General features: G+C 56.6%; 26 protein-coding genes. 20 read left to right on the forward strand and 6 right to left on the reverse strand.

Features of this window, described 5'->3' with window-relative positions:
- Positions 1–8 precede the first annotated feature (8 nt).
- The 3 genes from QCE79_RS34795 (at position 9) to QCE79_RS34805 (ending at position 1,851) form a co-directional block, all read left to right on the forward strand.
- A complete protein-coding gene (locus QCE79_RS34795; protein WP_309852441.1) occupies positions 9–629 on the forward strand; it encodes an A24 family peptidase in 621 nt (206 codons plus the stop codon).
- Positions 630–978: 349 nt separating this feature from the next.
- A complete protein-coding gene (locus QCE79_RS34800) occupies positions 979–1,458 on the forward strand; it encodes a hypothetical protein (protein WP_309852444.1) in 480 nt (159 codons plus the stop codon).
- A 42-nt stretch (positions 1,459–1,500) separates the two neighbouring features.
- A complete protein-coding gene (locus QCE79_RS34805) occupies positions 1,501–1,851 on the forward strand; it encodes a hypothetical protein (RefSeq protein WP_309852447.1) in 351 nt (116 codons plus the stop codon).
- 363 nt (positions 1,852–2,214) lie between these two features.
- On the opposite strand, the gene QCE79_RS34810 is transcribed toward QCE79_RS34805, so the two are convergent.
- Complete coding sequence (locus QCE79_RS34810; protein WP_309852449.1) at positions 2,215–2,709, reverse strand: hypothetical protein; 495 nt, start codon at positions 2,707–2,709, stop codon at positions 2,215–2,217.
- 634 nt (positions 2,710–3,343) lie between these two features.
- Here QCE79_RS34810 and QCE79_RS34815 point away from each other — a divergent pair.
- Both QCE79_RS34815 and QCE79_RS34820 read left to right on the forward strand, forming a co-directional pair.
- Positions 3,344–3,637, forward strand: a complete 294-nt coding sequence (locus QCE79_RS34815; RefSeq protein ID WP_309852452.1) for a helix-turn-helix transcriptional regulator — start codon at positions 3,344–3,346, stop codon at positions 3,635–3,637.
- Positions 3,634–5,088 carry a type II toxin-antitoxin system HipA family toxin gene (locus QCE79_RS34820; protein ID WP_309852455.1) on the forward strand — a complete coding sequence of 485 codons (1,455 nt, stop codon included), beginning with the start codon at positions 3,634–3,636 and terminating at the stop codon, positions 5,086–5,088. Before QCE79_RS34815 ends, QCE79_RS34820 begins: the two co-directional genes overlap by 4 nt.
- Positions 5,089–5,153: 65 nt before the next feature.
- Here the strand turns inward: QCE79_RS34820 and QCE79_RS34825 are convergent, their stop codons facing one another.
- Positions 5,154–5,462: a hypothetical protein gene (locus QCE79_RS34825; protein ID WP_309852458.1), complete on the reverse strand. Its 309-nt coding sequence runs from the start codon at positions 5,460–5,462 to the stop codon at positions 5,154–5,156.
- A gap of 48 nt (positions 5,463–5,510) precedes the next feature.
- Positions 5,511–6,257 carry a DNA ligase gene (locus QCE79_RS34830; protein WP_309852460.1) on the reverse strand — a complete coding sequence of 249 codons (747 nt, stop codon included), beginning with the start codon at positions 6,255–6,257 and terminating at the stop codon, positions 5,511–5,513.
- Positions 6,258–6,598: 341 nt separating this feature from the next.
- On the opposite strand from QCE79_RS34830, the gene QCE79_RS34835 reads away from it, so the two are divergent.
- The 3 genes from QCE79_RS34835 (at position 6,599) to QCE79_RS34845 (ending at position 9,013) form a co-directional block, all read left to right on the forward strand.
- On the forward strand, positions 6,599–7,837 hold the full coding sequence (locus QCE79_RS34835) for a site-specific integrase (RefSeq protein ID WP_309852463.1): 1,239 nt from the start codon (positions 6,599–6,601) through the stop codon (positions 7,835–7,837).
- A 138-nt stretch (positions 7,838–7,975) separates the two neighbouring features.
- A complete protein-coding gene (gene imuA / locus QCE79_RS34840) occupies positions 7,976–8,686 on the forward strand; it encodes a translesion DNA synthesis-associated protein ImuA (protein WP_309852465.1) in 711 nt (236 codons plus the stop codon).
- 6 nt (positions 8,687–8,692) lie between these two features.
- On the forward strand, positions 8,693–9,013 hold the full coding sequence (locus QCE79_RS34845; protein ID WP_309852467.1) for a hypothetical protein: 321 nt from the start codon (positions 8,693–8,695) through the stop codon (positions 9,011–9,013).
- A 533-nt stretch (positions 9,014–9,546) separates the two neighbouring features.
- Here QCE79_RS34845 and traI read toward each other — a convergent pair.
- On the reverse strand, positions 9,547–11,724 hold the full coding sequence (gene traI / locus QCE79_RS34850) for a TraI/MobA(P) family conjugative relaxase (protein WP_309852468.1): 2,178 nt from the start codon (positions 11,722–11,724) through the stop codon (positions 9,547–9,549).
- Positions 11,721–12,038 (reverse strand): plasmid mobilization protein, encoded by a 318-nt coding sequence (locus tag QCE79_RS39570; protein ID WP_404989483.1) that lies wholly within the window; start codon positions 12,036–12,038, stop codon positions 11,721–11,723. The genes traI and QCE79_RS39570 overlap by 4 nt, the downstream gene beginning before the upstream one ends.
- Positions 12,039–12,417: 379 nt before the next feature.
- Here QCE79_RS39570 and QCE79_RS34855 point away from each other — a divergent pair, with 379 nt between their 5' ends.
- Positions 12,418–13,329 (forward strand): hypothetical protein, encoded by a 912-nt coding sequence (locus tag QCE79_RS34855; RefSeq protein WP_309852471.1) that lies wholly within the window; start codon positions 12,418–12,420, stop codon positions 13,327–13,329.
- 72 nt (positions 13,330–13,401) lie between these two features.
- Here the strand turns inward: QCE79_RS34855 and QCE79_RS34860 are convergent, their stop codons facing one another.
- Positions 13,402–14,385, reverse strand: coding sequence for a hypothetical protein (locus tag QCE79_RS34860; RefSeq protein WP_309852473.1), 984 nt, complete (start codon positions 14,383–14,385; stop codon positions 13,402–13,404).
- A 175-nt stretch (positions 14,386–14,560) separates the two neighbouring features.
- Here QCE79_RS34860 and QCE79_RS34865 point away from each other — a divergent pair, with 175 nt between their 5' ends.
- From QCE79_RS34865 to QCE79_RS34910, 11 genes are all read left to right on the forward strand, one after another.
- Positions 14,561–15,028: a hypothetical protein gene (locus tag QCE79_RS34865; RefSeq protein WP_309852477.1), complete on the forward strand. Its 468-nt coding sequence runs from the start codon at positions 14,561–14,563 to the stop codon at positions 15,026–15,028.
- A 44-nt stretch (positions 15,029–15,072) separates the two neighbouring features.
- Positions 15,073–15,279 (forward strand): hypothetical protein, encoded by a 207-nt coding sequence (locus tag QCE79_RS34870; protein ID WP_309852479.1) that lies wholly within the window; start codon positions 15,073–15,075, stop codon positions 15,277–15,279.
- A gap of 68 nt (positions 15,280–15,347) precedes the next feature.
- Positions 15,348–15,572: a hypothetical protein gene (locus QCE79_RS34875; RefSeq protein ID WP_309852481.1), complete on the forward strand. Its 225-nt coding sequence runs from the start codon at positions 15,348–15,350 to the stop codon at positions 15,570–15,572.
- A gap of 167 nt (positions 15,573–15,739) precedes the next feature.
- Positions 15,740–16,240 (forward strand): hypothetical protein, encoded by a 501-nt coding sequence (locus QCE79_RS34880; RefSeq protein ID WP_309852485.1) that lies wholly within the window; start codon positions 15,740–15,742, stop codon positions 16,238–16,240.
- A 45-nt stretch (positions 16,241–16,285) separates the two neighbouring features.
- Complete coding sequence (locus QCE79_RS34885) at positions 16,286–16,519, forward strand: hypothetical protein (protein ID WP_309852488.1); 234 nt, start codon at positions 16,286–16,288, stop codon at positions 16,517–16,519.
- A gap of 296 nt (positions 16,520–16,815) precedes the next feature.
- On the forward strand, positions 16,816–17,325 hold the full coding sequence (locus tag QCE79_RS34890; protein ID WP_309852491.1) for a hypothetical protein: 510 nt from the start codon (positions 16,816–16,818) through the stop codon (positions 17,323–17,325).
- An 80-nt stretch (positions 17,326–17,405) separates the two neighbouring features.
- Positions 17,406–17,663: a hypothetical protein gene (locus QCE79_RS34895; RefSeq protein WP_309852494.1), complete on the forward strand. Its 258-nt coding sequence runs from the start codon at positions 17,406–17,408 to the stop codon at positions 17,661–17,663.
- Between the two features lie 109 nt (positions 17,664–17,772).
- On the forward strand, positions 17,773–17,979 hold the full coding sequence (locus QCE79_RS39575; RefSeq protein ID WP_404989484.1) for a DUF3717 domain-containing protein: 207 nt from the start codon (positions 17,773–17,775) through the stop codon (positions 17,977–17,979).
- An 18-nt stretch (positions 17,980–17,997) separates the two neighbouring features.
- The gene (locus tag QCE79_RS34900) at positions 17,998–18,759 is read left to right on the forward strand and encodes a hypothetical protein (RefSeq protein WP_309852497.1); all 762 of its coding nucleotides are present in this window, start codon (positions 17,998–18,000) and stop codon (positions 18,757–18,759) included.
- A 44-nt stretch (positions 18,760–18,803) separates the two neighbouring features.
- Entirely contained in the window at positions 18,804–19,385 is a 582-nt protein-coding gene (locus QCE79_RS34905; RefSeq protein ID WP_309852501.1) for a hypothetical protein, read from the forward strand.
- Positions 19,378–20,088, forward strand: coding sequence for a hypothetical protein (locus tag QCE79_RS34910; protein ID WP_309852504.1), 711 nt, complete (start codon positions 19,378–19,380; stop codon positions 20,086–20,088). The genes QCE79_RS34905 and QCE79_RS34910 overlap by 8 nt, the downstream gene beginning before the upstream one ends.
- Positions 20,089–20,110 lie beyond the last annotated feature (22 nt).

Below are 20,110 nucleotides of genomic sequence, written 5' to 3' on the forward strand. Positions count from 1 at the left end.
TAGCCCGAATGGCGACGGTGCATGCGCTGCGTGCGGAAGACGCCATAGCTGAGGAAGTACACAAAGCGTGCGGGCTATACCGGGGTATGGCGTCGTGGGCAGGTGTTGTTGGTTCCGCTGCGTTGGCGGGGGCCTCCATCGCGATACTAGGCGCAACATCTCACGGCATCGCGATTACCGTGCTGCTGTTTGTGCTATTCCTCTTGGCAGTCATCGACTTTTCAACGCTGCTGCTGCCGGACATCGTTACGATTCCGCTGGCCGTAGCAGGCTTGGCCCTGAACATCCAATCGGTCGTCGCGCCCTTTCCGTCCGCCGCAGGAGGCGCGGTCATAGGCTTCGGCGCTTTGTGTATCGTTCATCGGGCGATTCTCATATTGACCGAAGCCGAAGGGTTGGGGTTTGGCGATGTGAAGCTGGTTTTTGCAATCGGCGCGTGGCTGGGATATCAGCCGCTGCTGCACGTTTTAGTGGTTGCGCTCCTGTGCGCCGCACTGTACGGACTCGGGATGATCGCCTGTCGTCGCAACATCAACGACCGGTTGATTCCGTTTGGACCGTTTTTAGCAATTGGCGCAGCGACAACCGCCCTAGTCGGAACTCCGCTATACGCGATTGTCACGATATAAGCACCAGACAAGGCTACGTTAAAGATTGCAAAGAAGGGATCATATGTACGGCGATAACGGTGAAAATGCACGAGCTGAAGTACAGCGGAATATGCCCGGTTTCATGTGGTTAATAATAATTGGAATCCCAGCAATAGCACTAATCGCTCACTGGCTTGGAGACGGGTTGAACCATACACGGCAGAGTAAAGCGGCTCCATCCGCGCATGTTCAAAATAGCGATCTGGCCGAGCCTAAGCACGAGGTAGCAGCTAAAAAGTAGCCCCCTCGGCCATAACTGAGTCTCTTGCGATCACAAATCTTGCGATACGACGAGCAAGCAACACGACAAAACACAGAAAGGACGAACATGGCAGACTTCTCAAAACTTGAAGCGGACATTCGGGAAGCGCTGGCACAGCAGCACGCAAGCAAGTCCATCAGTACGGCCATCCAAACGTCGAGCCGGGAAATGCTCATTGAGCAGGCGCGGCAACACTTTCGCGCAGTGGGGCTGATGGACTACTTAGAACGTGAGGTAGCGGACATGAAGGCGACTGGCTACTGGGCCAAGTACACGCCGAACGCGGTACCGGACCGCGCCAGCGTGTCGATTTGCTTCATCCCGAGAAAAGGAGAGCAACCCAGAGTCGTCAGTCACGGCGGTCACGACAATCTCTGTCATCTCGGCTTTCAAAGCACTGGCAACGACCTTCGCATCTATCAGTTCGGGCCAATTGACAGCCTGCGCCGCGAAGAGCAGCACACGCTCATTCAATTGAACTCAGCACTGTTTAAGGCTGCATACGAAAGCTTCGTCGACGCGGCTATACGCGCGATGAATTCGTGAAGGCGGCGCATTCGATGGCGAATGCGGCTATAGAAACGGAGGATGGAATTGAAAGTTCAGGCCATACGCGGTACTCAAGTTGAAAATGACGGCCAAGCGCTCTTTGCGCTTGTAATCGTAGCCGCCATGATGCTGTCGGCCGTAGTCGTACTTGGTGGGGTCGCAGTGGCAAGGGCGCACGAAGGCGAGCTTCTGCGCGCCACTATCGCGTCGGTGCCTGCTTGGTTCTTACTTGGGGCCTGCTTGCGCGCGTTAGTACGATCGTCTGGCGACCGAGAAAGCACGTTCAAAATCGCAGGCTTTGGCTTGCTGGCATGGTTTCTCGGTGCTGCCATCCAAACCGCGGGAATCTTGTTTGCCCCGTCGATCGCATCTGCTGCGGCGTGCTTCTGACCACGTCTGAACTTCGCAATTTCCTTCGCGCCGCGCAAGGTGGCGTGGTCAGCGCATTTCCAACGTTGGAAGTGCGCTGGCCAGATTTCGCCGTGTCGGCGAACAAGGCGCTCGCAGCGTGTTTTTGACGGGCACAACTGCAGAATTACGCACAGTACCGGGGTTGGTATGTAAAAAGTTTAATCGTGAAATCAACCTTGATCTGTTCAAAGACCGATCGCTAGACCGCAGACGATAATTCTCAGGAATTTCCAACGTCAGAAAAATGCTAGTCGTTGCATCGTGCCCCAGCCCAATCAAGTCGGTCGCCCGTAAGCGCCTAAAGCCGCAAGGTCAAAAAAGGCGTGGGGCAGCCGCGCCTATTTAGGTGGCAGGATGATCCGGGGCCGTTTGATCGGTAACAGCAGATGCGCGGTTGCCTATCACCCGACGCATTGCATCCGTTTGGCTGCGCTCGCGAGCGAGCGCCTTTTCAGCCGTTTCAAGCCGGCTCTTATAGTGTGCGACTTCCTGAGAAAGTTCCGTCCTCACCTGATCGGTTTGAAGCCGCAAATGCCTTTCCAGCCCCGCCAGCCTTCCCTCCGCAGCCTGCAACGCGTCGATGCGTGCCGTTAGCGAAGCGGCGATCGAATCCCGCGCAGTCGTCAATTCAATTACCTGGCGTTCTCCGGATGACGCTCGAGCGTCGGCAACAGCGAGCCGACGCAAGGCATCATCCCGCTGCGTCTCCAATCTCTGGATCTGCCGATAGGCGTCCGTCAACGCCGCCTCGGCTACCTGCACGCGTACCTTCCATTCGGCGGATTCGTCGTTGCGCTCCGTCGTGCACGCATAGGCAAGCGGTTCGGGTTCGAACATCCGCTGAACGGGCAACCCGATCGATGCCTCCGCTGCACGCCGCGCTGGTGAGGGAAGGGCCGTCGAGCGCGCGCGCGCTATCGCGGCCGACCATGTCGGGGCAGATGGCCGGCGACCTATTCCGGCCGTGTTCAGCAGCCGCACGTATATCGGCTGGCCAAACAGGCGACCAGTAGCCTCTGCTACCCCCGTTATGAAATGATCCAGAAAGCCGGCGTTATGCTCGGGGTACCGCGTATCTGCATCGCGCGCTGCGTCCAGAATGCCGCGAAGCTCTTCGTCTTTGAAAGTCGTCCGTGGGCGTGCCATCTTTTTCCGAGGTTGCGATCAACCGTGCCAGTCTAGGTCGATCCGAGCGCAGAGTAAATATAACCGTCGATATATTTACTCATTACCTATACTTCGCATCATTATCCTAATAATGGTGCGTTTTGAGTGGTTTGCGCGGTCCTAGCCGCCGATCGGCGCCCAGCCCCGTCTGGCGGACTTCTGACGTTGGAAGGGGGATGCACGAGCCAAACAATCGCGTAAAGGTTGCCAGGTGACGAATGTCATCGTAATATAAACAATAGTTTCTTTTTTTGGCAACTTTACGTCCTATTCTTTCATGCCAAGACGATCTACTGCGGCGGACATGCTGCCCGCACCTGTCGAACGCGCCCTAATAATATTAGGCGAACATTTGCGGGTGGCCCGAAAGCGTCGCCACGACTCCCAAGCGGCGTTCGCGGAGCGTATGCAGGTATCGGTTCCGACATTGCAGAAGATGGAAAAAGGCGACCCGACTGTGTCAATGGGCGTCTATGCGTCGGCTTTGTGGCTTATCGGTCGCGTCCAGTTTCTGGGAACTATTGCGGACCCCTCGACGGATGAAACGGCTCTGATGCTCGAATTGCGCAATCTGTCGGGCGCGAAGGGTAAGCGATGAACAATGAACTGCACGTTTGGATCTATCCACCTCAGGCTCTCACGCCAAACCGGTGCGGCACACTCGAACTGGTAGGCGGGCGTCGCTGTCTTTTTTCGTATTCGCCCAGCTGGCTTACCGACAAAGCAGGCTTCGCGCTTTCGCCTGACTTGCCGTTGCAGGCAGGCAGATTTGAACCTGCAAACGGTCAGGAACTGCATCCAATCTTCGAAGATGCCGGCCCCGATCGCTGGGGACGCCGCGTCATCGACACAGCTTTTCGTCCTGCCCGACGCTCGCCAATCGACTATCTTGCCCTCGCCGGCGAGGATCGCATCGGCGCATTGGGATTCTCTTGGGACGCAGGGGAGTACCGCACGCCACAAGACCAGGCATTTTACGGTGCCGACCTTGGCGCTCTGGCAAGTGCCGCACATGCCATCGAGGTGCACGAACCGATTGACGAGCGGCTGCGCCGGCTTCTGCAACCGGGGCGCAGCGTGGGTGGTGCGCGACCCAAAGCCATCATTCAGGAGGATGGACGGTTTTGGATCGCCAAGTTCGCGGCGGAAGGCGACGAAGTTGACGTTAGCGCGATTGAGCATGCATCTCTGCTGTTGGCGAGAGAGTGTGGAATCGAGGCGCCTGCGTCCCGCTTGGTCCCTATTCGCGGTAGGAACGTGCTTCTGGTTGAACGATTTGACCGCGAAGCGACGGGGGCGCGCCGTCATTTTGCCAGCGCCAAGACACTCATCATGGCTCAGGGCATATCGCCCGAGGACATCGCCTATTCCGATCTTGCGGACGTGGCGCGCCGGTTCTCTCCTGAACCGAAAGCCGACAGCTTGCAGGTTTTCAGACGCATGATCTTCAATGTGCTCATGGAAAACACCGACGACCATGAAAAGAATCATGCGTTTCTGTTTGAGCGCGGCAAATGGAAACTTTCGCCGGCCTATGATATTCAGCCGCAAATTCAGAATGTCGGGTATCAACAGTTGCGCGTTGGTGTGTTCGGTCACGAGCCGTCGATTGCCAACGCCATGTCGGAATGCGGACGTTTCATGCTTACCAAAGAAGAGGCGAGCGCTGAAGTAGAACGAGCCGTTGCGATCTTGGGAAACTGGCCCGAGCGGTTTGCAGAGGCCGGTGTGGCCGAGCGCGATGTAGCGACGTGCATGCAGTTCGTCCGCGTTCGCCGGGAACAGGAGGCTGCGTTTGGGCAAATCCCTGAAAAACTGAGCGCCATCAATACTGCCAGCGGGATGTATATTGGCAAAATCGTCGCCATCCGTCCAGACGCGATCTATCAAGCCGTTGGGCGCGGGGATGTCGTCGCGCACCCTCGCTCAGAAGTCAGTATGCCCGTTGAAGTGGGCGCAAAACTGCGCGTCCAGTATCAAGGCGGCAAGTTGAGCGACGTAGGAATCGAAGGGAGAGCGGCCGCCAAACGGCGCAGCCCTGAACGCTGAGCGCCGACATAAAACCGCGGGTGCCTCGCAACGTTGGAAACGACCGGGCAGTATCTCCCTCCCGCCTAGTCCACTGTGGATTCAAGGGGTGGCGCATCAAGTTCCCAGTCCCGCAAAAGCGGTCGATGAGAGAAACGAGGGTTCGCAAACCAGTCTTTAACATTCTCATCGATCTGGCCGATGAACCAAGCGTCGACGGCAAAGGGTTCATCGAGTCCTTCCGGCTCGTCTGCGCTGAGAAACACGCCGTGCAAAGCGCCATTGGTGTCGAGGTAGACAACTGCGCATTCGGTCAGGTCGGCCGTGGTGTACGGAGGCTGATCACGCAGCATCATGCGAAGGTCTGACATCGTTTGCTCGTAGGTTCGATCCATGTTTTCCTCCGGTACTTACGAAAGCCTGTGCAGAGTTCATACCCGGATTCATCTAAACCCTAACGCTGCTTTTCGGGAATAAGCTTGATTCTTCACCTTCACCCAATCATTAGATCGCCCGCGACGGTAAGGCGCGTCTAGGCGCTTCGCGACCATGCCTTCGAAATCATGTTGCACCACCTGCTCGAACACGAGTTCACCGGCATCGGGGACCCCCGTTGCGTAAAGCAGGTGAGGTGTGTCCTCGAAGGTATCGCGCAAGATCAGCTTGCGCTCGCGCATAGGTAATCCCCGTAAATCGCGTTTGCCGATTGCAAGTATGTCGAAGACGCAGGCGCGTGCAGGGTAGCGGCCTGCCGCAGCACGTATGCGCGGCGCGACCGACATGCAAGCTCTCGACAGCACCCGCTCAAAAGCCTCCGATCCGCGTGCCGCGCCTGTCGTTAGCTCACAATCCCATACAAAGCTACCGTCCACGCGAGCAATCGCATCAACGAGTTCTGGAAATGCACGGTTCAGTGAATTTCCGGGCCGGGAAAGCAGTTCGACCGAATCCCCATGCTTGCAAACGAGTAACCTGAAACCATCGTATTTCCATTCGAACCACCAGCCCGTATTCGAAAAAGGCTCACGACGTAAGGTGGACAGCATTAAGTCCGCTGCACCGATCATACCAATGAGCGGCACGCCAGGCGGGTTCTTGCGCAAGGCGACCCGCGCAGAGACATCCGTTGCTTTTAAGGAACGGGGCATGACACAAATGGCGCGGTAGAGTAGAAGCAGAGATTGCAGCACGAACCGTGCGAGCGCGCCTTGGCATGACGCCCAAGGGGCTTGTCATTGCAATCATGGAAGTGAGCAGACATGCAGACTAATCCAATCTTTGAAGCGGCAAGCAGGGACGGCCAGCTTGCTCGCGCTCTCAACGTTGCCCTACACGCTTTGGTAGTGCATGACGGCATGCACGGCACAATGGAGGGCGAGGCGGTGAGGCTCGATTTCAGCGCACAGATTCGGCAAGTGCGCGCCGGGTTGGAGTTGCTAGGTGTGGGCCAAAGCGAAACGTTGCCGTACCAACCCCCGGAAGCGTAAGCCCTGGAAACGAAACAAGCATCGGCATGGAACCTTGGCGACATATGACGCAGTCGATTGAGTCTTACGTAGGTCAGCAACTACCGTCACCGTTGCCGCGCAATCGTGCCGAGAGCCCGATTTTGCCAAGTGGATTAACCGATGAAGACGCGGTAATCCGATGGCTACAAACTAAATCTGCTGGCGACGGAAGACTTGCGGAATCAACCCTCGCACAGTACGTCGTGGAAGCGCGACGCCTGTTCTGGTACGCGCGCTGGGTGAGTCGTCCTATTTCCGAGTGGACGCTCGATGACGCGGCCAGCTATTTGGCTTTTCTCCGCGCGCCTGATGAACGTACCATTTGTCCGGCGCGAGTCCGGCGTGACGACTTGGCGTGGACCCCTTTCCGCAAAGCGCTGTCCGCCGATTCAGCGCGGCAATCGCAAGTCATTGCCGGAAGCCTTTTCAAGTGGCTTGTAGACATGCAGTATCTTCGTGCAAATCCATTTGCGGGCTTTGGACTTATGGGCAAGCGTTCGCGCGGCGCGAAGAAGCAAAGCCGTTTCTTGGATCACTCCGCGCTGGACCTGGCGCGTTCCGCGATTGAGAGCAGAGCATGCACGTCCGACCGTCAGCGCGCTAAGAAGGCACGCGATCTCTTTGTGCTCGACCTCTTCGCTAAGGTTGGGCTGCGAACATCCGAAGCCACGGGCGCAACAATGGGAGCGGTACGGTACGCACAGTTAACGGCAGCAGACCGTGCGCGCGATCCTGACGGACCTTCCGGCGTTTGGGTGATTGACGTAACTACTGCAAAAGGCGGATTCCCTCGCACCGTTTCATTCGCTGCGGTAATGGGCCGATTACAGGCTTACCGCGTCGCATACGGTCTTTCCCCGCTGCCATCGGCCGGCGAAACCACGCCATTGATCCTTGGAGCGCGGCGCCGCACTCCCGATTTTAATGTCGACCTTCCCGATCGGCGAATGCGCAATCTCCGGGAAGACCTCGGCCAATCTCACGGCGTCACAAATAGGTCGTCCGTCTATCGGCTTGTCAAAGACATCTTCCGCGAAGCGCTCGACTACTGGGCCGCTCGCGACCCGATCGACGCCGAGAATCTTCGGAAAGCATCCACGCATTGGCTGCGGCACACGTTCGCCAAAAGCATGGTCGATGCAGGCGGGGGAGTCGTGACCGTGTCGCGAAATCTAGGCCACGCCGACATGAACACCACGCTCACGTATGTGGATGACGAAGAGCTTAAGCGAGCTCGCGATACCGAACGCCTGATTCGCTGATTGTCGTGCCGCCCTAGCGGAAGCTAGGGCGACAGGCAAGGGCGGGGGAGGGGCAGACAATTAGTTGCGTATTCTGCGTCGCGCAACCGCACTCAACAGGCGTAAGATACTGTACATACATACAGTCCCAGCCGAGTCATGTCCACCCTTCCTAAGAATGTCGAAGACATTCATCCCAGTCTCTGGAGAGGCAACCAGTTAGCGCGCAGCGTCGGGCGGACGGTGCCGACCGGATACGACCGCCTCGACTGCGAAATGCCGGGTTCGGGTTGGCCTGTAAGTGCGCTCACGGAAATAATGTGCGCCCGCCCTGGCATCGGAGAGATGCGGCTACTTTTGCCTGCGCTCAAGCTGGTATCGAAACGCGACCTGATGTTTGTCGATCCGCCTGCCGTCCCGAATGCACTTGGATACGCATATGCTGGCCTCCCGCCTGAGAAAGTGACTCGCCTCGAACCTGCGAACACTGCTGACGCTCTTTGGTCGGCAGAGCAGATTTTGAAGGCGAACACCTGTGGGGCGCTTGTGCTTTGGCAAAACCATATGCGGCCGGAATCGCTGCGCCGGCTGTCACTGCACGCGCAGTCATCTGAGACCCTGTTTTTCGTGATGCGTCCGCTCACCGCGCAAAACGACACGTCGTCGGCATCGGTACGCATCGCAGTTCGTCCAGCTGAGGGTGGGGTGAGTATCGAGATGGTCAAGCGCAAAGGGCCAGTTGGCATCGAGCCGTTCGTGATTGAACTGACCCCGTCGCCAATCTTGATAAGCCCGCATCGCCGCGCCGTTCCGCGTGCGATCCCGTCTATATCCGAGACGTTGCAGAAACTGTACTCGACAACGGAGTAGGGGTTCATGCGAAGCAAGCTGCCTCGATTTGAGCCAGTCGGCCTGGCGGAAAGCAGGGAGTTCTGGCGGAAGTATCGCGGCAACCGAGACGTGGAGCGTTTGCTTCTTGAAATTGCCTACACGCGTGAAGTGATGGCTGATCTTTCCGGTTACTTCGATCGCGTGCGCGACTCGTGGCGCGCCGAAAACCTCGGCCATCTCGTTTGCATGGAAAAGATGCGGCTGCTCTTTGTTGAACACAATTTGCGGCAGACTGCGCTGGCTGGGTTGCCGCCAGCACCGCGAAAGGATGAACCGGATGAGCCAGAGCCAGCATTGGCGGAATAAGCTCATCCAGCCAAAACCACACCGGTAAAGTGCAACGACCCGAAGATTTCCCGCATCGAGACTCGACTTATATTCGCCTTGATCCTGTAGAAGCCTATGCCGGCACGTCGTGTCTTCGGCAAATGCAGATTCGGCATAGCCCTGTCATGTTGACCCTTCACGCCAACAACCCGGACGCTGTTCCGGACGCTCTTCGTGGTTTGCGCGATGGCGACCGCGTCCAAGCGCGCGACTTGGACGCCGTCATTCCGGGGCTACACATGGTCCGATGCAAATTCGAGAGTGCGACTGACGCCGAACCGCGTCATCGCTCGATCGCCGTGACCGATGGCGTGGTTGTGACGTTCTGGCTGTCTTGCGACCAACAACCCGATCGCGTCGCAGCAGAGGCGACGACGCGCGCCGCGTTTGCGCGGCTGGTCGTGACAATCAACTTTCCACCCGAATACGAACTTTCGTGACCAACAACGTCGGGCGACCGACATCCAATTTCTGACGTTGGAAATCGCAGTCGGCCGCACCGGACGCGAACTTCAACGGCCTCCTTTCTCGACACGCGCCTTTGGCTGAGACACGCTTGCTTTCCCGCTTCGATATTTGATCGCGACGCGGGCGCCGTGCTCCGGTGTTAGATCGAATGCGCTCCGGTCGTGGATAACGAAACGGTTTTGCCCAACGTCCTGCGCAATGTGTTTCGCGTTCTGCGCGACGATAGTGCCGGTATATGTCTTACGATCAGTTGCGGCCATCTCCACACTCGCGGTGCGCTTGATGCCGCGGACCAATGTCTCAATATCGTCTTCGGCCAGCGAGACGTTTCCAGTGACTTGCGCACCAGGCAGTCCCGACGCCTGACGGTCGGCAATCGCGAGCATCTGCTTACGCGCAGCAATCTCGTCCCGGATTTGCTTTTCAAGCGTGCGAAGCTCCGTGTTCTGGATAGCGATGCCTTGCTCAACGGCCATCCGTACAACCCGTGCCTTGAAGGCAAAGTCACCACCCGAGATACGCAAACCGTCTTTCCACTTCTCGGCCCCGTACTGGAGCGTTGCGGCCAACGCTCCGTCCGAAACGTCTGCTCGACCAAACGTCAAGCGCTCGCCATCGTCGCGGAATGCCGGCTGCCCGTCATCGAAACTGTAGCTCACGCGTCCGTTGCTTCCGACTTTCCAGATCAGATTTCCCAACGGACGAATGGACGGATCAGTATCAGCGGCACGCGCCGGCATGATGGCGTTCTCAGATTCCGCAATGGCGTCGCGGGCCTCTTTCTTCTTTCGGTCCCGTCCGTCCTGATAAATCATTCCACGCAGTGCGCTTATCGCAGCCTCGTTACCGGCTTGTGCTTGCACCTCTACCCACTCGCGCCACGACGGGACTGGCGGAAGTAGTCGATTGCGCTCAACACGCTCTCCCCGTATTTGCTGCACCAATTGTTGTCGCGTTGCGGTCATCGACACCTTCGCGATCATGTAAGCCTGCTGCTTTTGCGTCGGCCCGAGAGATGCGTCCGCTTTAATAACCGCACGCCGCGCGCTATAAGCTTCCCGCAGATCCGCAAACCTGCGCTTGTCCTCGGCGGCGTAAGGAGCCAACGCCTCTCGTGCGATGTCCTGGCGCTGACGCGCCTCGCGGTCTGCTTGCTTGTACTGCTCATACAGCGCATCTCGAACAGCTTTTCGAGCTAGACGAGATTCCAGTCGTTTATAAGGATCGCGCTTGTACGTGCGTTTCGGCTCGACTCGGATCACATCGTTTGCTGAGGGCTGGTACTTTCCCCATTTAGCTTCCAACTCGCCGCGCTTCAGAAATCGGAACGCCGCCGAGGCGCTGACCGACATCGACTTCCCCAATTTCTCCGGTCGGTCGTCGCTTACGTCGGCAACTTTCAGCCCGCCGCCGCCCGTATCGCGAAGTTCCAGACCATACTTTGCGAGGACGTTGTGAACGTCCTGCCAACTGTCAGTCTTAGTGTCGGCCAGCACTCGTTTCAGTTCCGCGGCTGGCTCTCCTTTGCACCATGTCTCCAGTGACTCTTCTCCCGACCAGACCTCTGCTTGTTTGGCGCCAGGGCGAGTTGGCACGAGTTCTGGGTCTGCATAATCGTTGTTCCGAATGATCTGCTTCGACCCGTTAACTTCCACGACTTGATAAATCCCGTTGTCGTGATGCCACCCGAATTTGACTTCAATTTCGCGCGCGGCCTTGTGTAGCGTCGCATGCGCAAATTCAAGATGCTGTGCCTTGTAGCTGCTGGGGTGAACTCGATTGACCTCGATGTGCGCGTGAATGTTGTCCGTATTTGCATGGATTGCGACGATGTATTGATGGTCCGATAGCCCCAACGCCGCTAGGGTGTCGCGCGCAGCCGCAAAGATATCTTTCGTGTCCGGCCGCTCATGCTCCGGCCACGAGAGAATGTAGTGATACACCGGGTTCTGCACGCGCCGGTTTTTTCGAGCGACGCCGGACATCTCCACCGGGGCCGTAGCAAGGGAGTCAAGGTTGCCAATCTCTACGCCGATGGTCTTTTCGACGTTCTCACCCATTGCGTTTAAGACGCTGTCCGCAGTGATGTATTGAGTCAAGCGATCCCAGCTGGTGCGTGTCGGAGCTTCGCCGGATTGATGGATGCCTTCAGTCACATACTTTGCAAGCTGCTGAAACGAGGATCGACCATCCCGCCGATTAGGGGCAACTTTGACGATCATAGTTTTCCGCCCCGTTCCCATACCGTAAGTAGGTTCTGCACGACTGCATCTAGTCCAGCTTGAAGGGACTCGGGGGCCAGGCTCGTGTGAGCGTGATACAGCCGTCGCAACTCTGCCGAGCAAGAGCGCAACTGCTCGATCGCGTCGACCTCCGACGCGCTTCGCATCGACTTTCCGCGCATTGAGCGCAACGCGAACTCTGTCACTGTCAGATTCCGCTCTTCGGCCCTGTCCGCTATCCACTGTTTCTCGTCGGGCGTGACGCGGATTTGGATCACTTGTGAACGCGCATTTGCAACTTTCTTGAATGTCACTTTTTAATCTCTTTGCTTTACGGGTCTCGGGGCGAAGCCCTGAGTTCAACCAGAAGGGCTAAAGCGCGAAGGGGGCCGAAGGCCACCGAGTGCTTTAGCCCGGTGTCATTGCAACGCTTGCGTTGTAATGACATCTGGCATCCTGTCCTCAAGGTGTGTGGTGTGGCAGTGGAACATTTCGTGGAAGATTGGGTGGAACATATAGAGACACCCACGCGGACCAATGGGGGGGGTTCATCGGAGCAAGCGGAGATGAATTTCCCGTTCAGCACCCGGAGGGTGCCTCGAATGATTCCGGCGCGGACGTTTTCACAAACCATTGTGGTGATATTATATTAGTTCGTTCATGTAGTAATCAGGAGCATCGCGGGGGAATCAAATGGCGAGCCAAAAGAAGTTCGAACGGAGTGAAATTGAGATAGCTCGCCAACGGCTGTTGGAGGCAATCTATAGCGAACTGCCCGACGATCGTTTTCGCAAACGCGATGCGGTAAAGCAGTTGCTCAGCACGTTGATCGCCGCGCGGGAACGCGGCCTGGCATTCGAGAAGATCGCGGAGATACTGAAAGCGTCTGGATTGGACTTGCCGACAGAGACGCTGCGTTCATATTTTTTTGAATTGAAGACCCAGTCCGAACTGGCAGCTGAAGGACTCAGGCATGCACAGAAGATCGCGCTCACGCGCGACTCTATTCAGAGACAGGTCCGGGAGAAACATACGGAGCATGGCAACACGGTTGCCACTCGGCGTGCGCGTCTAACGCAAGCGACACCTCCGCTCGAGGACGCTTTCAAAGACGATCCGCTGCAACCGGAGCCTTTCGAGCCTGTCGCGGTGCCGCGCAGGGTTACGACCGCAATGAGCGCAACGATTTTGCATCGCGAAAATGCGCGTCCGGCTTCGCCGGCCGCGCCAGTTCCGCCGCAAGCGGCGGAACTGGCGCGGATAGAAAGTGAAAGGGTGGTGCCCGAAACCGCCGTTGGAGTCAAAGCGGCATCTGGACTTCCAACGTCAGAAAAAGCACACCGGGCTGCGCCCGGTGGTCATAGTGAAAGCGCTGTGACGCTCTCGGATGTCGAGCAAGCGAGCCTCGCAACGGAGGAACGCACGGAACTGCTAGGCGATTTGGAGTTGAGAGAAGGGGACTTCGTCTTCTACGTCTCCGGTCAGCCTTTTCACGGTTTTCTCACCAAAGGACAAATTCGGCTTCTTCGCACGGTGGGACGCGTCATTGCTCCCACAAAAGGCAAGTCGAGCAAGGATTTCGTCACGATGCCCGCGAAGCTGTGACGGCTTCGCGTCGTGAGCTAGAAACAGAAACGGACGCTCAAGGCGTCCGTTTTTTCATTTAATGTCGCGTCGTTAGGCGTAGTGCGCTTCCAACGTGTCTTCTTCGTCGGAATCGTCTGTGTCGTCGTCGACCTCGTCATCGCAATATTCATCGTCCTCGACCTCGTTCGCGCGGTCTGCAAGCAACCGCGCAATCGAATCAGTTGCGGAGGGCCGCTCGTCGTACACCTCGATAGCGCTCTCCAGGACGCACAACTGGCCACGCACCTTTACAACCAATCCTCGATCGTCACCACGTTCGCGAATGCCATCGTCCCAAGTTTTGGTGATCGTTTGATACGAGTATGTTTCGCCCGTCCAGTCTGCGATCGGGACAACGCGCCATGCACGGCCATACTCCATACCGCGAAAACCGGTGCCACACGTCCGCACATACTCGCGGCCTCCCAGTTTGAACGTGGGGACGGACGCAACGCCCTTGCCAGACATTGCGATCTTGTCGGCGCAGTAGGCGTCTTTCCACGTTGCATACGGGGCATTGATTACCGGCATGTCGTCCAAATAGCTCGACAGGAAGATCCGGTCTTTCCAAGGAACATAGGCAATATGGCCGTTCTCGGAAATGCTCCAGTACCGCGCGATCAGAGTGCCAACTCCTTCTACAAATACCGCGCTCATCTTTGACTGGCGAGTGTCACGCGACTTGACCTCTATTCCTGGAACAGGCGAGTTTGTCAGCTGCTCGCAGAGTTCAAAGAACGCATCCTGGTTGCCGAAGTCCTCGGCAACAACCTTCGTCTTGCCCATACGCACCGAAACGTTTCCGTGTCGTGCGATCACCTCTGCAAGTTCGTCCTTCGCAGTGTCGATGCCCAACTGAAAGAAGGGCAGGAGACGGCTATCAACGTTCGCGACGCCGCGTGCGGCAACGTGCAGTGAGCTCGTCCAATCCTGTGCGTTCATTTCGGGGTCATGCCACGCGCCAAACGTAAGCGCGAACGAATGCGACACATCTGACGAAAAATCAAAACCTAATTGCGCAGCAGGAGCGTTCATTTTTCCCCCCATTAATGAATTGCTAGGCCTAATTGTACCCATTGGGTACTATCAAGTCAATCGGCTTTTATGTATTATTCTGCTTGCGTTTTATGTACCCACTGGGTACAATGGAGTCTGTTGTGTTTAACGCGATGTTGAACGGTTTTCTAAATCTTCCGGATTGGAGTCCAGCATGGAACCGAAGCTCTACGTGAACAAGCAGGGAGACACAGTGCAAGTCGTAGGCAACGAAGCGTCCCGTGTCATCACGTTCGTCGCGCAAGGCGGCGGCTTCACGAAAACGCTGCCGCACGCGCATTTTTTCCGGGAGTTCTCCGTTTTTACGGTTCCTGCTTACACCTCGCGCGATGCGACCTTCGAGCATTTTGATGTGGGCGTCTCGATCGCTGCATGGTCGAACGGACTGCGGTGGAACGGCTGGGCTATGCCTTATTTCACTTTTGAGCAAGGGCTGGAAGTGATCAAGTTCTTCCCCGAATTGCATTTCGATGCTGCTCGCGATGCGTTCGTGTGGGTTGATGGTGACGAAGACGAGATGTATTCGGGCGCAACGATCGACACTAGTTTCGGACCGATCAAGGCATACCCGATCGGCGCGGGTTCATGGACTTGGGAATGGGTTGACGAACAAGAGTGCTGATGTCCCGGACTACCTCTTCCACACATCAAACAGGAGCACACGCGATGCAAATGCAACAAGGTACGCCGTTCAAGATTCTGGACTTCCCCGATATGGGGGTTGCCTATTACGCCGTGTGGGACGAAGACACGGAGACGTACTGGATTTATGACGGTGCCGATCAGGACACCGCAGACGCTGTGGGTGAGGCCCACTCTGTGTACAGCGCAAAGGCCATCGCAAAAGAAGCAGCCGAAGCGTTGATGTCGTAACGGCAGGAAGCTCGCCGGGTGCGAGACTCTTCAAAAAACCTGAAATTTTTAATGCACGGACAGCGACGATGGAAGGCACGAAACAAGTAGCTCAACGGTGCGTCATTGCAGCAGACCACTTCGTCGGCGTTGTCCAGAAAATCACCGGCTGCTCACGCGCACAAGGCTTCAAGGCGCTGAACACCATGCTCAAGCTCAGGTTGATCAAGCTCGATGCGGTAGGCGGTCGCTACCTCGTCAAGCACGGTGCATTCATGGAAGCGAACGCACTGCGCGCTGCGATCGACTACTAATCAACGAGAAAGGAACCAAAAAATGGAACTGGTTATTGCGGTGGTGGTAACGGCTTTGCTGTTCGGCGCCATTCAATTCGAATCGCGCATCTAATCCGGCCTTTAACCCTGCGTATCGCTAACTGAACAAAGACGAAAGCATGCCTGTCCCGACCAACACGCATGAGATGGCTCGCGCATTCAAGCCCACTGCAAACCAGTTGCGCGCCGCGCGAACTCTGCTTCTCGCGAAAGCACATGAGCAATCGGTGCGACCAGTCGTAGAGCAGTACGAGACCGAGATTCTTGCAAAGCTCCAACTTCGCGTCTCGACGCGCTTCGTGCGTCTCGGCGTCGAAGACTCCGTGATTCTCGATCCGAAGAGGGTCTGCCTTTGTGCGGAAGCGGATCGCGAAGTCTTCTATCGCGAAACATGGAAAGCGCGCGACGCGGCTGGCTTCATCGTCCACCACCCGGAAGCATGTCCGCTGCTTGGCGCTGAGGTTCTGATTGTTGAAGCTGAGAATGCTTTGTTTGACGCATGGGTTGAGTTTCCGGGCATGGAGACGTTTGCGACGACGCGGCCCAGCACTGTGCATCTCCGCGAAAGCGCTGTGTCGAAAATTCTCACTCTGCTCGCACCTTTTCTTGGCGATTTTCCGAACGAGGTTCGCGAAGTCGCCGCGTGATAGCAGCGATCCGCACAAGCTTACTAATTTAATTAAAGGTCTATCGTGATTCGAAGCAAATACAAGCGAACCGCTCTCCGTATCGGACTGCGCGTGGGCGTGGTCTCTGGACCCGGTCAGTTCCCCGAGGATCGTCCCGGACGGATTGTTGAAAAGGATGTCAATCGCTGGGGAACGCATTGGCAAGTCGAGATGGCGGACGGGTCTGAAGAATGGATTTCCGCACTTGAAACGACCGAGATGGGCATTGGCTGGTACGCCATCGAGGAATCGACGTGAAAGCCACTTTGCCTGTTTCGTGCGCTACGCATGCGTTGCCGAGCGAGCGGGTTCGCGCGGCAACCGCGCGGATCGTGGCCAAACATTCGCCCGCTCTTACACCCGAGTTTGTCTACCGCCATGTTTTGCCGGACGCAGCGACGTGCGCTGAGTGGCTTTCCTCAATGATCGACTACTACTCGCGCACAGGCGTCGCGCGTGTCGCCTCGTTAGCGCGTCTGCGCTACATAGCCGCCCGCATCGGTGGCTAGGCTCTTTTTCCAACGTCAGAAGTTATTCACACATCGCGAACTGATATGAACCAGAACCCGAAACCCGTCGACGCCGCTAAGGTTGCGCCGAATCCCTTCACTGATTCCCTCGGCATCCTATATGCGTTGTCGTTCGTTGCAGTCGCAATCACGGGCTGGCGTGGCGGAATGCGTCACGCGTTTGGAGTCTTGCCGCTTTGGGCGATCATTGCGGCGATCCTCGCGGCCGGCTGCGTGCTGATGCATTCCGTCCGTTGGATGGTCGCAAAATTTGCATGCCCGCTCGCAGTTACATGGGCGTTCCTCGCATTAGACATGCTGGGCGCGGATTTGGCGTCACGCGTGTACCCTCAGGTCGCATCAATAACGCCGTTGGCTGATCCTACTGTCTTGCAATGGGCTGGAGTCGTCATCACGATTGGATTTGGTGCCGCTGCCGTGCTGGATCATTTCCAGGCGCTTTTTGAACACTTGATGCGCCGGAGTGCCATCCCGGTTGAGTTACCTCCATCGGGTTCAATCAGTGCCGTTGTCTCGCCAGTGCGCGCCGATTGACCCGTCTCAACCCGCTCGTCCTGTAACATCGCACTTTTGAAAAAGGACGCTGGCGTCCTTGAGCCTAACGGAGTTTGTGCATGTCATTTAACCGGCCCATTGCAGAGCGCATTACGCTACCTAGCCCCGATGAAGTTCGAGCGGCAAGGGAAAATGCTGGACTCTCGCAAGACGCCGCTGGAAAGCTCGTATCAACGTCCAATCAACCGCGCCGCACTTGGGACAAGTGGGAAAGCAGTAATGAAACGAACGCGCGTGAAATTCCGCTGCCGACTTGGGAACTGTTTCTGCTGCTGACCGGCCAGCATCCGAACATGGCACTGATCGACAAAGGCTGACACGCGGGTCGCATTTATATCAGGGCGACGCCTCGGATTCGTCACGACTCACTGGAAAACTTTAGATATTGTGATATATTGATATCACTTTATCGTCAGGAGACTTAGGGTGTCCGTCTTTTCGTTGAGCGAACTGGAGGGGGCTATAAATCATTGCCTCGCCTGTGAGCCGGCTGAGCAATATTTCCTTGGTCCAGATGGGAGTCGATTGGGCGGTGTGTACGGGTCGATGATCTGGAACAAAGAAGAAAGTCGCAGTCTTGAATCGCTGACAGAAAAAGAACGCGTTGCGTTCATGCGTTGGCGAGTTATTTAACTTAAGGAGTTATCGCACATGGCAGAGAAACCCAAGGCAGCAACCGGCAAGCCGGTCTTTATCCTCCACGGCGACAAAGGCGGTGTGGGAAAGTCCACATATGCCTGCGTCCTGGTGGACTGGCTCCTGAAACGAGAGATTCCCTCGGTCCTCGCGGACGGTGATACGCGTAACCCGGACGTCTCGCGGATGTTCGCCAACGACATGCCGAACATCCGAGCGAATCTCCGCGTTCATGAAGGATGGATGGATTTAACCGACTTCATGATGGAACACCCGGATAAAGCCGTCGCCATTTCGTTGCCTGCCGGTATTGGCGAGGAAATGAAGCGCGAAGGTGCTCGTTTTCTCCAGACGGTGAAAATGCTGGATCGGCCATTGGTGATGTTCTGGATCATCAATCGACTGCCGGACAGTGTCAATTTGCTCAACGAGGCGTTGAAGGTGATGGAATCCGGTCTGACAGGTAAGGTGGTCGTCAAGAACCTCTTTTTCGGCGACGCCGACAAGTTCAGCCGCTGGGAAAACAGCGCTACCAGACAGCGTTTCGAGCAGTCAGGCGGCGTCACCGTCTCGATGTCCGAACTTCACGAACGAACCGTCGATAAGCTCTTCGCGGACAACGAGGACATCATGCCGTTCTCCCGCGCGGCGGTGGCGATGAAAGAGGCGCACACGTCGCCCCATAAGTTGTCACCCAGCGAAAACATGGAACTGGTCATGTGGATCACCGAAAACCACAAGACGCTGGACGGGCTGCGCGGGTTGCTCACTCTCTGAGCCGGTGCTTTTTCTGACGTTGGAAAAACCAAGGGAGAAAGCGAATGGCACGGAGTTTCAAGCGCGGTCAAGCAGTCATGTACTTCGAGGGTGAAACCGGCAAGCGGTGTTACTTCGGCGGAAAGATGGGAGCATATCGCGTGTTGTCCTCCGTGCCGCAAGCCGATACCGGCTGGGCGGTCCCACTTGCGGACGTTGACCAGTTGGTGTTTCCTGCTCCGGGCGCTGATGGAGTTTTCGCAAGGACAGTATGCGAGGCAATCCAATTTCGAGCCGATCGAGTTTTTTTCGTCAGGTTGGATTACGTGCAGGCAACTCCGGATTCGTGGGCTATCGGGCATTCGTTGCGCATTGGCGACACGAAAGAGTCCGAGCCTGTGACTGTCAACCCGGCATCCAAGAGTTACGACGAAGCGATGAAGGCTTGCCTGATCCCCTTGCTGCGCGAGCTGAGCGCAGTCGCGGCGGGCGCGGCGAACCGTTTTGTGAAGCGGGGAACAGCCTCCGCAACGATGCAGAGACGTGCTCACGATGCGATCTACGAGCTTCTAAGTGCTCTCCCGGTCCGGCTGCAAGATGATATAGTTATAGCATTATTGGAACAGACGGGGAATTTTCGTGGATAGGGTTGTCTGGTTGATCGCGGGCAACAAAGGCGGCTGCGGCAAGTCCGTCATGGCTAAGTGTCTTGTTGAATGGCTGCGAGCGTCCTCGCATCCCGTGACGGTCGTTGACGGCGATACGAGAACGCCGGACGTAGCAGCCGTGTTTGCGAAATCATTGCCAACACACCGCTTCGACCTCCACGACTCGAATGGCTGGCCGATGTTTTCCGATTTTCTTTGCACTGCGGATCAGGATGGCGTGGTCGTTTCTGGCCACGTCATTACTAATCTGCCGGACGGCATCAACGATCGGGCTATGTTGTTTTTTGAGCGATTCATTCGGCTCGTCCAAGCGTATGGATTTACGGTTCGCGTGCTGTTTGTGATGAATACATTACCAGATGGACTGCATTTTTTTGGCCGTCTGGTAAAGAGCTTTCCGACTGTGACGCCGGTTAAAAACCTTTGCTTTGGTCGCGTGCGAGAGTTCGAACACTTCGACGCGGCTTACGGAACGGAGCATGGCGAAACGTGCTTGCTCCTGCCCGCGATGAACACCCGGATCATGCAGGTTGTTCGCGATTCGGAACTCTCGTTTTCCGACTTCATCGCGCAGGAAGGCGACGGCGAAGCAAAAAGCAACTTCGTGTACGCAAAGATTGTTGTAAGCGATTGGCGCGACAGCATGATCGACGCCCTAGACGACGCTCTTTACACCGACTAACGATGAAACCGATAGAACAATC

Origin of the sequence: Caballeronia sp. LZ003, assembly GCF_031451465.1 — a bacterium.
GTDB lineage: Bacteria > Pseudomonadota > Gammaproteobacteria > Burkholderiales > Burkholderiaceae > Caballeronia.